The sequence below is a fragment of the Enterococcus sp. DIV0724b genome (assembly GCF_050531475.1).
GTDB lineage: Bacteria > Bacillota > Bacilli > Lactobacillales > Enterococcaceae > Enterococcus_L > Enterococcus_L haemoperoxidus.
Genome location: NZ_CP172890.1, coordinates 1,192,651 through 1,207,514, shown reverse-complemented (window position 1 = coordinate 1,207,514; position 14,864 = coordinate 1,192,651). Strand labels below are relative to the sequence as shown.

At 35.9% G+C, this 14,864-nt stretch carries 9 protein-coding genes; all 9 read right to left on the bottom strand.

The window, feature by feature from the left end; translation table 11 throughout:
- Window positions 1-207 precede the first annotated feature (207 nt).
- The 9 genes from IGJ02_RS05600 to IGJ02_RS05560 all read right to left on the bottom strand — a co-directional run bounded on the left by IGJ02_RS05600 (window position 208) and on the right by IGJ02_RS05560 (window position 14,740).
- Window positions 208-612, bottom strand: coding sequence for a phosphoribosylaminoimidazole synthetase (locus IGJ02_RS05600; protein ID WP_430603544.1), 405 nt, complete (start codon window positions 610-612; stop codon window positions 208-210).
- 2 nt (window positions 613-614) lie between these two features.
- Window positions 615-1,118, bottom strand: a complete 504-nt coding sequence (locus IGJ02_RS05595) for a hypothetical protein (RefSeq protein ID WP_430603543.1) — start codon at window positions 1,116-1,118, stop codon at window positions 615-617.
- Window positions 1,119-1,738: 620 nt separating this feature from the next.
- Complete coding sequence (locus IGJ02_RS05590; protein WP_430603541.1) at window positions 1,739-2,302, bottom strand: hypothetical protein; 564 nt, start codon at window positions 2,300-2,302, stop codon at window positions 1,739-1,741.
- A gap of 545 nt (window positions 2,303-2,847) precedes the next feature.
- Window positions 2,848-3,387, bottom strand: coding sequence for a hypothetical protein (locus IGJ02_RS05585; protein ID WP_010760835.1), 540 nt, complete (start codon window positions 3,385-3,387; stop codon window positions 2,848-2,850).
- A 17-nt stretch (window positions 3,388-3,404) separates the two neighbouring features.
- On the bottom strand, window positions 3,405-3,776 hold the full coding sequence (locus IGJ02_RS05580) for a hypothetical protein (RefSeq protein WP_010760834.1): 372 nt from the start codon (window positions 3,774-3,776) through the stop codon (window positions 3,405-3,407).
- A 113-nt stretch (window positions 3,777-3,889) separates the two neighbouring features.
- On the bottom strand, window positions 3,890-4,534 hold the full coding sequence (locus IGJ02_RS05575) for a hypothetical protein (RefSeq protein WP_010760833.1): 645 nt from the start codon (window positions 4,532-4,534) through the stop codon (window positions 3,890-3,892).
- A gap of 20 nt (window positions 4,535-4,554) precedes the next feature.
- A complete protein-coding gene (locus IGJ02_RS05570) occupies window positions 4,555-5,211 on the bottom strand; it encodes a hypothetical protein (protein WP_010760832.1) in 657 nt (218 codons plus the stop codon).
- Window positions 5,212-5,242: 31 nt separating this feature from the next.
- The gene (locus tag IGJ02_RS05565; RefSeq protein WP_430603540.1) at window positions 5,243-14,314 is read right to left on the bottom strand and encodes an RHS repeat-associated core domain-containing protein; all 9,072 of its coding nucleotides are present in this window, start codon (window positions 14,312-14,314) and stop codon (window positions 5,243-5,245) included.
- Window positions 14,315-14,320: 6 nt separating this feature from the next.
- The gene (locus IGJ02_RS05560) at window positions 14,321-14,740 is read right to left on the bottom strand and encodes a hypothetical protein (protein ID WP_430603539.1); all 420 of its coding nucleotides are present in this window, start codon (window positions 14,738-14,740) and stop codon (window positions 14,321-14,323) included.
- Between the last annotated feature and the right edge of the window lie 124 nt (window positions 14,741-14,864).

Sequence of the window (14,864 nt, the reverse complement as noted above, 5' to 3'; positions counted from 1 at the left end):
GTTTTTATCAACTATTACTAACTCATTAGATGTTTCATCTATGTTTCATCTATGTTTAATTTCCTTTTAAAGAATTTACATTCAATCCTATAAGTTTATGTCTTTGTTTAAATTACAATTTTTTATGTATACAGTCAGAGTAAACTATAATTACTCAGTTACTCTGATTTTTTTATCTCTTTGTAACAGACTAGAAATCAAATTAATTTACGTATACTCAATAAACTCATCAATTTCCTTTTTCCTTTTTAAAAATACTTCTATTGCCTCGTCTGTTCTTTCAATTAAATCATCATGATGATTCTCTGTTAACACCATTTCTTTATATCCCCATAACGCACTGATAACTGAGCTTGGTTCATAAGAATAGTACCACTCTAAATAAACCTGATAATCTACTACTTCAAATAATTCTGCTGGATACCAGGATGGTAAACTTTCATAAGTTACAATGATTAAATAGCTTAGTACATTCTTATAAATATGCTGTCCATATATAGTATAAACCACATTTTTTTTCAATGGATATTCTGATTTTACAGCATCTCCCAAATTATTTAATGTAAATTTATTAAGTCCTTGTCCATTTATTGCTATACATTTTACTCTCATAATTAATTTCCCTTCTTGGGTTTTATTTTCACATCATCAATCTGGACAGTCTTTGGATTATACTGATAATGTACCTCTGTACCATTGACATTTTTAGTCCATTTTTCCCAACCATCTGATGATGGCCATCTTGGATCTGTATTTTTCCCTTGTAACTCTTTGCCGCTAGAAGGATTATTCATCGCTTCTTCCATTGCCAATTCTTCATCCAAATCAAGCGGTTCGTGTCTTCTACCATTTGACTGTCCTAATCCAGCTTGCTTAGGTAATTCTTTCTCACCTAAAGTTTCTCCTGTTGCGCTATAGTAAGTCGTTTTTCCAGTGGTGCGATCAACGCTAATCCTTCTACGACCTAAATTATCAACAACTAATGATCCTCGTTGTCCTCTCACATTATAATCGTTAGATGACCACCCTTTAGGAAGTCTGTTCACACCATAGTTTCTAGCATCTATTCCATCATCTGTTCGTAAATCCTTCGCTCGTGTGTTAAGTCCTATTCCCACTAATCCTACAAATAAACCTGCTAATGCTCCTGTTCCTAGAGCAATAGTAGCTTTTCCTGTCAGCGCACTCCCACCACCTGCTAAAGTAGGGAGTCCAGCCCATGCCCATGTTCCAGAACTCTTGGTAGAATTTTTCGAACCCGTCCATTTCTTACCTGTCTATTTCTTATCTGCCGTATCACTAACTTTCTTGATTCGAACAGTTGCTATTCTACGAGTTGCTTGCACGCGTTGAACTTGAATCTGGTATCGATAAGCTGCACTTTGGTGATATAATGCCTGGCTGTATGTCTGATAACCTACGGGTTGCTCATTTCTTCCTCGGATGTAATTAACACCACATAACTACAGTGTTGAAAATTCCTTTTTATGTTTAATTTCCTTTTAAAGAATTTACATTCAATCCTATAAGTTTATGTCTTTGTTTAAATTACAATTTTTTATGTATACAGTTAGAGTAAACTATAATTGCTCAGTTACTCTGACTTTTTTTATCTCTTTATGACAGATTAGAAATCAAATTAATTTACGCATACTCAATAAACTCATCGATCTCCTTTTTCTTTTTTTAAATACTTCTATTGCTCCATCTGTTCTTTCAATTCCAGCATCCCCCATATCTAAACTGTACTTATTTCTTTAATAAGACAATTTAATTTATTTAACCATTTTTTACATTGATCCATTGATAAAAATTCTACAGCATATGATTCAAACTCTTCTAAAAACTTATCAAATGAATGGATTTCTACGTTTTCTTCATAAAAGTATTTGTATGAAGGGGTTACTTCAAAAACAACATCATCATTTTTATTATATAGCCAAGAACAGTTACTTTTGTCATAATTTGTTACTGTTTCCCATAATAAATACTGTGCTGTATTATCTTCAACACTAAAATTATCATCACTTATATTTTTCAAATATGTCATATACTCATAACCCAAATCATTCAGTAATAGTTTTTCATTTATATATAATTCTTGATTTAGCGTTTTCTGTAAAATAGTCTGTAAATTTTTAATGCCTTCACCTAAATAATCTTTAAATAACAATAGCTGTAATTCAAAATTAGTATAGTATATTTCTACCTCACTAAAATACGATAGTTGTTCAGCATTTCCAACAATATACATACTTAAAAAAGCTGTTTTTGAAAACTTAAAAGTACTTATTAATTTCATTTTTTTATCCGCCCTTTTTTATCCACTTTTCCAGATTTTCTTAAAATACTTTTCATTTTTTCTGTTAAATCATCCCATTCTCTAACATGACCATGTAATAATCCATCACTTGTTTTATCTAAAATAACTATTTCTCCATCACTAATTCCAATTCTTCTATCAGTGGTGTTTGGGTTTATTGGTTCTGAATTGTCTAAAGCTTTTTGTCCATTTTTTGGTTTTTTACTTTTTACTGAGTTACCTTTATCACTATGTTAATCAGCATCTTCATAAGTACCGTTCTTTGCTATTTTCTGAATATAATCCCCAATAAACCAACCAACTATCCCATTAGCAAGGTCTTGTGCACTTGGGACTTTCGTTTCAGTACAGATAGAATTAAGAAGTTTACATTATCTAAATCTGGTTTAACTATCGTCGTTACAGGGAGCTGGGCTACGTGGACTCTATGTATATATCCAGAGCAACTAAAATATACAGCTACTCTGGATTTTTAAATTCTATTTTCAATTCACAATCAATAAGAAATAGCACTTATTACTAGATTAAGTTTGGTATAATTCACCATACTTTTCAATTTTTTTATATTCTATTTCAATCTTTTGAATAGCAGAATTCAAAAGATTATTTTTATTTATCTCCCACAAACCATTAATAATATTTTCCAACACTTTTTTCCATTCTGCGACAAAATCCTTTTTTGATAATTCTATTCTAGAATCATCGTTTAACAGTTTTTTTGTTCCTCCCACAACTGATGTCCACTCTGAATCAATTGTTAAGCAATCATTACTCTGCCAAGACATATTCCAAACACCATGAAATGAACTTGAAGGCCATTCAATAGTCAGAGTTCCTTCTTCTTTCGTTCGAAGCTGAAATAGCATTTCTAAAACATCATCTATCAGTTCACTTAAATTATATTTATACGAAACAACTATTGGAATATAATTCCAAAACATTATCATATCTTCTGTATGCAAAATATATGTACTTTCTATTAAATCAGACAAATCTGAAATATCTTCTATTTCCATTGCTCCATTACTATTTATTTTTGGGTTACTTGCTTGTATTCTAAACATTACAAAATTTTCCTTTCTTATTCTGAGGGATATCCATGAAATGTGCCTGTTCCATTATTTCTTATCCATATCCTTTTAGCTGGAACTGTACTCCCATCCGGTTTATAAACAACTGAAGATGAACCCGGCGGTAAATCAAAGTACCCACTCTCTCTTGCTCCTAATTTTTTTGCTATTTCAGAAGCATAATCCAAATCTTTATTACTCCACTGTCCCTGAGGTGTCCCTTCGCTTTTAGCTGTAGCAGGCCCTTCTTTCCAGTTCACCCCATGCTTTTTACTACCTTTGTATTTTGCTTCTGGTTTTATTGAGGTATTTTTATTAGCATTTTTTGCTATTTTCTGAATATAATCCGCAATAGTCCAGCATTTCCACCTATGTATAATCAAAGTAAGGTATAAAACATACCCTACTTTGAAATGTTTGAATATTAATATAACTATATTTTTTTCTGCCTAGATAATTAAAATTTAAGATCTCTATTACATATTGCTTACATCATTCAAATCCATCCTTTTAAGCTAAGAATTTTTAGAACCAATTCAAACTCTAGAGAAGAAACCTGCTTCTTATATTCTGAGAGAGGAATAGTTGATAGCCCCGTTCTATATGCCCATATTTCTTGTTCCCTTCCTTTAGCAATTATCAGTATACTTTCATCAATTGAGGATATAGAAAAATAATCATCCAAACTTGATATTACGGCAGTACCACCAATATGCATTACGCCAGTAACTTTTACATCGCCAAAAATTTGTGCATCACCACTTATAACTACAGCATCAGTTATTACTGCACATCCTGTTATTGAAGCATTTTGGATAACTTGAGCATTTCCTGTTACACACGCAAATTCATCTACTACGGCCTTATTGAAAACTTTCCCAAATTTTTCTATAATTCCATTTCCTTTGACCACAGCTTCCTGATTTACCTCACCATAATCTTTTACATATGCCTGCTCATAGACTTTTGCATCTTTACTAACCCAACTATCATCGTATTGATTCAGATTTTTTTCTGATTCTATAAACCCACCATATTCACCTTTTTCTACTACACTAAACTCTCTGATTGCTTGGATTCTATATAATTTATGCCCATCAATTTCTATAGATTCTTTTGTTAATTGATATTTTTTCTCCATTAGGTAACTTTCCTTCCCTTTTATTTTAGATTAAATCCATTTATTAATAACACTCCATAAATAACCTCACCACAATCCTTCTCATTTTTCATGAACTCTTCCAGACTCTGTTCATAACCTTCTTGATTTGTTACATAAATTTCGTTGTTTCGAGCTTTATAAATAGTCAATATTTGATTATCTAAATTAATATTCTCTACTATAACATAGTCACTAGACGTACGGATGTTTCCTTTGCTTCTAATATATGCATTACCATATATAGTCACGTCCCCACTTATAATACTGTTTCCCTTAACTGTTCCTGCAACTCTTGCTTCGTCATAAATTCTTGCCTGACCAGAAATGTGTGCGGATTCACGGATCCAAGCATTGCCATAAACTTTTGCATTGCCTTTAACTACAGCATATTGGAAAATAATAGCATTCTCAAAAACGACTGCAGATTCTTTCACATTCGCTACATGTTCGACCCTAGCATCACCATATACTTTTGCTTCGTCATATACCCAACTATCATCATATTGATTCAAATTTTCTTCGGATTCCACGAATCCACCATACTCTCCACAGTTTACATCAGAAAAGTTTTTAATTGCTTGGATTCTATATAAAATGTGCCCTTCATACTGTATATATTTTTCAGTTAATCTATATTTTTTTGTCTCTTCATTCATAGCTACGTCACCTCACAAGTAATATATATAGTTATTTTCCAAATGAAATAACGGAACCATCTGGTGCCAAATCTATATACTTACCATTTTTTCTATACCTTTTAACTCCCGGCGTATCTCCTTTAACGGGTTTCCCTTGAACACCTTTTTTAGCTGTTCTTGCAAATTCTTCTGCTTTTCTCAGATATTCTTCAACAGTCTTTGCCCCAACTTCTTCTCCATGTCTATCAAAATGATCTTCTAAAGAATCTTTTTCAGTTTTATATGAACCTTTAGCCCACTTTCCAGTATCTAAATCTCTATTTTTTGCTATTTTCTGAATATAATCCCCAATAAACCAGCCAACTATCCCATTAGCAAGGTCTTGTGCACTTGGGACTTTTGGTAAAGATGGGAATGAGAAGTTTCCAGTATCTAGATCTGGTTTAGGTATCGTCGTTACAGGTGGGACTACCGGGACTCTTGGTATTGGAATCACAAATGCGGCTCCTACAACCAGCCCTTTATTCTTACCTACCCATTTCTTATCCGCCGTATCGCATACTTTCTTGATTCGAACTGTAGCTGCTGCTCGTGTCGCTTGTGCTCTAGCTACCTGTACTTGATAGCGATAAGCCGCACTTTGATAATACAGCGCCTGACTATACGTCTGATAACCAACAGGCTGTCCATTTCTTCCTCGGATATAATTGACACCGACATAACTACGTTGTGGGTAATACGTTCTTCCAACATAATTCCCCACGTAACGAACACCAGATGCAATTCCTCCCCATGAACTTGAAGCACGAGGTGAGGATGGTACAACAGCATTCCAGACAGCTTTTGCGCCATTCCAAACAGCACTTGCTACCTTCTTAACACCGTTCCAGACTTTTTTCGCTACTTGTTTGGCGCCATTCCAAACTTTTTTGGCAGTTTTCTTCACACTATTCCATGCCTTAGACCACCAACCAGCATTTCCGCTGCGATCACGGTATTTCTGCGGGTTGTTTTCTACATAGATATAGCGGTTCTGACTTTGAGGTTGTTCTACTTTTCCATACCAGGTATCTTCTTGTAGGAAACGTCCTGTTGTGGTGCTGTATTCTCTAGCACGTAAATGGATCCGATTCGACTGATCATGGTATTCACTGCGGTAGCCGTACTCGTTTTCTAAACGCAAGGCGGCTTCCCCATATTCATTATACAAGGTATTGGTGATTAATTCAGCGCTTTGTCGATTCGTGATCGTACCAATACTGCTATAACCATCACGATGGTATTGATCTTCTTGGTCTCCTACGATATCGGTTTCTTCACCAAAGGTAAATTCTTGTCTTTGGGTCGTTTTGACTTTCTTATCATAGGTTTCTTGCGTGAGCTTCGCTGGACTCGTGTGTTCTTGATTATATTCATTCAATGACGTAACGATTTTGATCGAATGGTTTTTATCCAGTTCTTTTTTTAGTTTCTCCGTTTCAACGGTTTTTCTTGGTTTATCATGATCTTTGCGCCACGGACGATCTTTTGGTAAACAGCGTAAGCGATCGGCCATGGTTGGCTGTTTCGCTACAGCAGTCAAGATTTCATGTAAGGTAACATCTTGGTTGTTTAGAGCTAATTGGGCGGTACGATCGGTTTGTTTCATCCAAGCCTTTAGATCGGTTTTGATCCGGCGCCCGTGTTCGGTTGCCGTCCCTTTGATCACACGATTACCTAGTGCATCGTATCCATAAAGGGTATAAACACCGTTACTGCTTGTTTCTTGAATCAAGCGATCTTCTACATCATAGAGATACGTGGTCACTTCACCGGTCATGGCAATCTTTTTGGAGACATTGCCATTGGCATCATATTCAAATTTAGCGCCTTTTTCACTCGTGATTTCGGTGACTTGATTCATATTATTGACTTTGTATTCATAGAAGGTTTTCTCTTTGTCATTGACCTTTTCTGAATAGGTAATTCGATTACCAGCATCATCGTAATAGTACTCGATTTCAGTCTTTTTCTTGCCTTCGACTTCGATGACTTTCGTCAGTTGATCTTCCGCATCATACTCATACGTTTTTTCAAGTGTTAATTTCGGGTATTGAATCGTTTCTTTTTGAAGATTGTCATTTTCGTCGTACGCATAGGTCATTTTGGCTAATGATTTTCCATTTGCTTCTAAGGTTTCAGCTGAGCTGATTTCTCCTGTAGCTAAATAGTCATATTGTGTGATTGTGCCATTTGGATAGCTGATTTTTTTGACTTGACCTGCTCCGTCGTGTTCGTATACCGTTTTTTGATCACCATCTGCTACAACGGTTAGTTGATTTTTCTTATCGTATTCATACGTGATTTTTCGTTCGCTTGGGTAGGTCACGCTAGTCTTGCGTCCTAAAGCATCATAGCCGTATGTTAAGTTTTCACCTTTTTCATCCGTTGCCTTCGTCAAATCTCCGTATTGATTGTATTCAAATGTCACCTCGCCTTTGGTTGGCACAGCTTGCTTCAACGCTTCATTGTCGATTGCTACAGTTGGTTCCGTTGTTTCATAAGCCGCACTTTTCATTTTTTCTTCATCCGTAAAGGTATATGTGAAGTTGGCATTTTTGGTGACTTTTTCGACAAGCTGATTCATTTCATCGTACTTGTATTGAATCGTCTCTTCTTTTGGTGTAGTTGTTTGCGCTAATTGTCCATCTAACGTATACTCGTAACTTTCTTTTTTTCCATTGGCTGAAAGAACACTGTCCAACTCACCTGTTGGCGAATAGTTGAAGGTAGTCTGATTACCAAGCGCATCTTTGACACTGGTCAAATTGCTTTGAAGATCGTAGGTATAATTAGTTGTTTTTCCTAAGCGATTTTTGACGCTAGTCAGTTGATCGTTTGCGTCATAGCCAAAATGTTTTTCTTTGCCCTTTGCATCCGTTTCTTTCACTAAATTCCCGTTACCATCGTAGTCCATTGCCATTTGATGGTTTCTAGGATCTGTGATTTTTGCGACTTGCTGTAATTGATCATAAGCATAGGTTGTTTTATGCCCAAGTTCATCGGTTTCTTCTGCTACTTGATTTAATTTGTTGTACGTGTAACTAGAAGTAAAGGCCATTGGATCTTGTTCTTTGGTCACATTTCCATTACTGTCATATTCGTAGGTAGAAACTTGTTCGCCAGGTGCGATAAAACGGGTCACTTGACCATTTTCATCGTATTCTGTTTTCGTTTTATTACCACGAATATCTGTCATTTCAGAAACTCGATCTAGTAAATCATAACTGTAGGCAACACTCGTTTTATTAGGATAAGTCATTTTTGTGAGCTGTCCAAATTTATTGTAGTCGTAAGTCGTTTTTTTGCCTGCTGCATTCGTTTCTGCTATGCGCTGTTGATAGTGATTATAACGATACGTTTCAAGTGGTTCTTTTCTAACGTTGTCTTTTACAGCAAGTAAATTGCGGTAAGCGTCATACTCATACAAGCGTTTGTAGCCTTTGGCATTTGTTTCAGAAGCAAGTTGACCATCAGAAGTATAGGTCATTTCTGTCACGGCTTTTTTAGGATCTGTGATTTTTGAAAGATTTCCGTGTGCATCATATTCATAGGTTGTGATGCGTTTATTTGGTTCTGTTTTTTTTAATAGTTGGTCATTGGCATTATACTCATAACTTGTTTTGTTGCCCTTGAAATCTGTTTCAGCAATTTTCCGTCCAACTGGATCATAGCTTACTGTTTGTTGGAATTTTTTAGCATTGATTGTTTGGATCAGCTGATTATTACCATCATAGGCATAAGTTGTTTGATTTCCTTCAGCATCGATTTCTGTTATGACATTGCCATTGGCATCATACTTGATTTTTTGACTATTTCCTAGAGGATCTTTGGTTTCGATCAAGCGATTATTTTTGTCATAGCTATAGGTCGTAACCTCATTTTTAGCGGTTGTTGATTGCACTAGTTGACTGTTTTTGTTATAGGCATAACGTTGTGTTTGGCCTAATGGATTGGTTTCTTTGATTAAATTTCCGCGTTTATCATAGCTATAGGCATATTTCCCGCCATTTGGCATCACTTCTTCCAAAACATGTCCTAAGCCATCGTAAGTTAACGTTTGACTGGTTTCTTGTGGGTGAGTGATTTTCGTTTGCTGTCCTAGCTTATTGTATGCATAGCTTGTTTTATTGCCTGCCGCATCAGTTTCGGCAATTTTTTCTCCAAAAAGATTGTATTCATAGGAAATTTTTCGTTTTTGTTCATCCGTCGCTGTAAGCATCTGACCATTTTTATCATAGGTGTAGCTTTCACTTTTACCATTGCTGTCGGATTGCTTGATACGCTGACCAAGAACATCATAGCTATAATTGATCGTCACGTTTCCTGGCGTTACTTCTTTTGTTAATTGATTTAATAAGTCATAGGAATACGCTGTTTTTCGACCGATTGCATCTTCAAACGAAACTAAATTTCCGCTGGCATCGTAAGAGAGCTGCGTTATTTGCCCCAATGGATCAGTTGATGCTTGTAATTGATTATCTTTCGTATAGCTATAGGTTGTCTTATTGCCTAATGCATCGATTTTTTCAACTAAATTACTATTGGCATCATAATGATATTGGATAATATCCCCCGTTGGTTCAACTGTTGTCGCTAGCTGATTCAACGAATTATAAGTGGATAGCTTCTTATTTCCCAACGCATCGGTTTGTGAAAGAACGTTCCCTTCCCCATCGTACGTGTAGGTTAACACGTTACCATCTGGGTCCGTGATTTTCGTCACATTCCCTTGATTGTCGGTTTCATAGACTGTTTTATTTCCAGCAGCATCGGTTTGCTCTGAAAGATAGCCTAGCGGATTGAAACCAAACGAACGCTGGTTATTTTCAGGATCGATTTCTGTTGTTTTGTTGCCTCTTGAATCATAGGTATACTTGGTTTCACGATCACCTGATAATTCCTTTAGCAATTGACTTTTCTCGTTATAAGAATAGGTGGTTTTCAGTCCATTACGATCGGTTTTAGCCGTTATATTTCCCAACTCATCGTATTCATAGAGAATCGTCGTTTGATCTGGATATGTTTCTTTGATCCGTTGATTTTTTTGGTCATATTCATACGTTGTTTCTTGTTTTAATGCATCGACTTTTTTGATTAGATTTTGATTTTTATCGTAAGCATAGGTCGTTTTTTTCTTATCATTGACTGTCTCAGTTAAAGGATCACCTAGGGCATTTAAGGTATAACGTGTAATTGAACCTGTAGCTGTTTTTTCTTCAATTACTTGGTTTAATTCATTATAAGTAAATGTTTTCGCATTCCCCAGATAATCTGTTTCCTTAGTTATATTTCCATTTGCATCATACTCAAATGTTTTTTTCCCGCCTGCAGGATTGATCTCAGCAATTTTTCTGCCTAATTTATCATACGTAAAACTTGTCTGATTTCCGTTAAAATCGGTTTCTGACAGTAAGTATCCTTCTGGACTATAGGAATAGGTCTTTTTATTCCCATTGAAATCTGTTTCTTCAATCAGCTCACCACGTTTATTTCGTTTAAACGTTTTAGCATTTCCAGCTGCATCAAATTCTTTGGTGATCAAGCCTTTTGCATCATATTCATACCCAGTTTTTGCTCCATGAGCATCACTGATCGATGTTAAATTACCAGCATGATACGTATAATTTTCTGTGGTTCCATCCGCATCGGTCTTACTCGTCACTTTTCCTTGTTCATCATAAGAATAGGTGATCGTTTTTCCATCTGGACGTGTGGTTTGTAGTAATTTTCCTTGTTCATTGTAATGATAACTGGTTTTCTTTCCTAAACGATCCGTTTGCTCTGTCAATTGGTTACTAGCATTGTACAAGCTGACTTCTGTACTCCCATCTGGAAAAATCGTTTTAGTCACATTGCCATTTGCGTCATTTTCATAGGTTGTTTTATTGCCTGCTCGATCAATTTCCTCGATCAGCTGGTAGCGGTCATTATAGCGTTTGGTTTCGCTTTTACCATCAGCGTATTCAATCTTTGTTGGTTGGAAATGATCATTATAGGTAGTGATTTCTTTGTTTCCATTGCCGTCGATGGTCGTCGTTTTATTTTTTTCATACGTGATCGTAACATTATTGTCTTTGGCATCTGTTTGTTCGATAACACGGCCTTCCTTATCAAATTTATTTTGATAAAGTAATGTTCCTTCGTCATCAGAATACGAGGTCATAAAGTGATTATCATTGTACGTATAGACTATTTTTTTCCCTAACGCATCGATCACTTTTGTTAAGTTTCCTTTTGCATCATATTCATAGATGTTCGTCGTCTGATCTGGGAAAGTGGCTTTTTTTATGTGCCCATTATCGTCCCAGTCAAATAAAACTTTGCCGCCGTTAAATTGTTTGATTGATTTTAGAAATCCAGTTTCTTCTTCGTAGCTATATTCTTTGGTTTGACCATAAGCATTGGTAATTTTTCTTATTTGACCTGTTGCATCGAATAGATAGGTCAACTTTTGTTCCGTATTCGTTAATTCGAAACTGCGTTTTTCATCTTTGATTTTTTTCGTCAACGTATAGGGCGAATCATCGGATACTTGATAGCGACCATCTTTCCCACGATCGAAAAAGATTTTACCGCCATCTTCTTTTGTGAGCATCATTGATTTGTCTTCTAATTGATTTAAGGTCAAGTATTGATTTAGTGTCCAGTTTCTGCCGACCGGGCTATCCATGCCGCCGCCTTTAGAATTATAGGTTCTAGCAAAAAGTTGCTCTTCTTCGAAATCATACCAAACACTATCCGTCATTTCATAAATTAAATTTCCACTCCCAATGTTGATTGGTTCAAAACCGTATTTACAATGTTTCCCTCGACCAACAGATAATGCATCTAAGCGGATTTTATCGGCCTTAGAAAGTGGTTGTGACTGATACGCTTTTCCTTGATTTTTCTTTGGATTTCGAATAAATACAGTATTTCCTTGGGTCAATAATTCATCTTTCATGTTATTATCCCGCATAAATGTTGCTCGTTGTTTTTCTAAGCCGTAGAATTTTAAGAGACGTGGTAATGTATCTTGACTGGTCACTTTGTATAGTTGGAACTGATCATAGGTTTGCTTTGATTCTTCCGTTCCATGCGTGATCGTGGCTTCCACTTTGTAAAGATGATTTTCTTTCAACGAGCTGGTCAATAATGTATTGGTTTGCCAATTGCTGGAAAGTTCTAAATAACGATTAGCGTGTTCAAATAGTTTTGGGTAATTAGGAAAGATATAATCTCGCCCTATCGATGGATCTGTTCCTGAGAAGGTCACTTTATTTTTATCACTTGTATCAAGCACACGATAATTTATCTTAGTATCTGGTCGACCGATACCATCCATCCCTAATGCTTGAAACTGAACTAAGCCGTCATTATCAGAACTGACAAACGGACGTAGTTTCAAGGTCGTGTCTTTAAGCGGCATGTTTTTATCAATTGGCGGTCGTTCACGATGCTTGATCACTAAATAAGGAGAGGCAGTGGTCACGCCGCCTTTTGGTGCAGCAAAAACTTCAGCGGTAGAATAAGGCAATTCATGTGACGTGACTTTATTCGTTTTAATGATCATCCCGAAATTACTGCCGCCATTGATCCAATCGTTTGCCAAATGAGTGATATCAAAATTAACTCTACGGTTATTTGGATCAATGCCACCAATCATGGTTTCTTTGCCTGCCTCATTAGCAGGTGGTCCATAAGGAAATTTTGCATCGCTAAACCCTTTATACGTAGCTTTAGAAAAGGCTCCGATGTCTTTAGTTAAGCCATGAACTTCAAAATGGCGATTGACTACCTTTCCACTGCCATCTTTTGCACGATCTCCCCAAAAACCAGGTGCTCCTGTTCTAAATAATGAAAGGTTTGCTGATTCAATTTCTCTACCTTTGCCAATTTTTTTCAATTCTGCATCAGGGATCTTAATCAAACCATACGTGACAAAATGAGCAGCACCTAGTGTTCCGTTATAGCCATCATCATAGCCGATATACATATAATCTTGGAACCAATAATTCATTTTGTCATCATACTGACGAATACTAGTCGCTTCAATTCCTTGCTCGATTTTTGCTTGGACAAATTGGACATTAACACGTGCCGATTTTAAGTTTTGACTTTTTTCTTTATCAAGAGCTTTTAGCGTCAAGGTATTCGTTTTACTGTCAAAATCAGCCTCTGCAGTTGAAATAAAATCACCTGTTATTGTTTCAATCGTTGGTGTAGGAACTGCACTGACAAGTTTCTCACCTTCATAAAGACCAATGATCCCCAGATCTTTTTCTTCTTTTGCTTGCAGGGTATCAGGTAGTTTTAACCTAAATTTAACGCTCGTCAGATCGGTTTCTTCAGAAATATATTGACTGACTTTGACTCCAGTTGGCTGATACGAAATTTCTACAGGCTCCAAATCATTTTCCGCAGCTAATAATACTTTGTCGTCTTTAACTGCTTGAACTTCGTATTTATCGTCTGGTAAACCGATTCCTACTTTTGACTCACCAACCTTGACTGTAGGCACTTCTTCTTCAGTCACTTCATTAGGTACTTGGACTTCGATCTGCTCTTTTGCTGTATAAATGTCTTTTCCCTCTTCAAAAGTACCATTAAATTCCTGCCAGTTGTCCTTCTCTTGTTCATAATGGATGGGTTCTGTAAAGACAACAGTTTCTCCCACACCAGTTTCAGGATGAACAAAAGTTTTGGTTGTCTCAGAACGATCGGCTAACACTTCTGTCAGTCCTTTTTTAACCATGTCATCTTTGACTGATGCCAACATACTTTTTTCTTCTGCTTCAAATGCTGATTTCAATTGCGGCGCAACTTCTAGAGTTGGTTCTATTTTGTCGTCAGCTTCTTTAGTCGCTTTTTTTTCTTTCTGAATACTCTCGTCAGCTTCTTTGAGTTTTTGCTGTGTTTGTTGATCAAGCTCTTCTTTTTTTACTTTTTCCTGTGTAGCAATTACTTCACTTGAGCCAACAGTTTCTGCTTTTTCATTTTCTTGTGCAAAACTTTGAATCGCTCCCCATGGAAACAATCCTAAAACTTGTACTCCAGCAACAAACAACGTGATCCCTTTTCTTTTCCACCCTTTTTTCATCATCGCCTACTCCTTTACCCCTTCTTCTTTTTCTAGAATCGTTTCATATTGTGTTTTTGCTAATTCAAAATTTGATTTTTCGATTGTTCTAGCTAGTTCCTTGATTGCTGGCGATAATTGTCGATATGTCTCATAAATCAATTTGTCTTCTTCATTTAGAAGTTTTTGATAACTGCTTAATTTTACTTTGTCTCCAATAATTTTAAAATCAGTCGCTACTTTTCTGAGATCTTTGGGATACTCTTTATTCTTAATTTCCCCCATATTTTTCATATCTACCCACAATTGATATGTTTCTTTGAAACTTGTTTCTAAATCATAGATTTTTTTATCCAGATTCCCTTCGTTTGCTTTACTACTACATCCAGTAAAGAACAAAATTGAAACAAAAAAAATACATAACGTTACTTTTTTTAACCTTTTCATTTTCAAACCTCCTTTTTGTATTTTAAACTTAACAAAAAGAGCGCTTGCTTTCAATAGAATAACGAAATAAAAAATTTTTTTTTACCGGAAAAGCTAAATATTCTACTTTCAAATGCATTTCAAT

Excerpts from the sequence above, each read along its gene's own strand:
- IGJ02_RS05600 (WP_430603544.1), bottom strand. The coding sequence starts at position 612 with ATGAGAGTAAAATGTATAGCAATAAATGGACAAGGACTTAATAAATTT.
- IGJ02_RS05590 (WP_430603541.1), bottom strand. The coding sequence starts at position 2,302 with ATGAAATTAATAAGTACTTTTAAGTTTTCAAAAACAGCTTTTTTAAGT.
- IGJ02_RS05585 (WP_010760835.1), bottom strand. The coding sequence starts at position 3,387 with ATGTTTAGAATACAAGCAAGTAACCCAAAAATAAATAGTAATGGAGCA.
- IGJ02_RS05575 (WP_010760833.1), bottom strand. The coding sequence starts at position 4,534 with ATGGAGAAAAAATATCAATTAACAAAAGAATCTATAGAAATTGATGGG.
- IGJ02_RS05570 (WP_010760832.1), bottom strand. The coding sequence starts at position 5,211 with ATGAATGAAGAGACAAAAAAATATAGATTAACTGAAAAATATATACAG.
- IGJ02_RS05565 (WP_430603540.1), bottom strand. The coding sequence starts at position 14,314 with ATGAAAAAAGGGTGGAAAAGAAAAGGGATCACGTTGTTTGTTGCTGGA.
- IGJ02_RS05560 (WP_430603539.1), bottom strand. The coding sequence starts at position 14,740 with ATGAAAAGGTTAAAAAAAGTAACGTTATGTATTTTTTTTGTTTCAATT.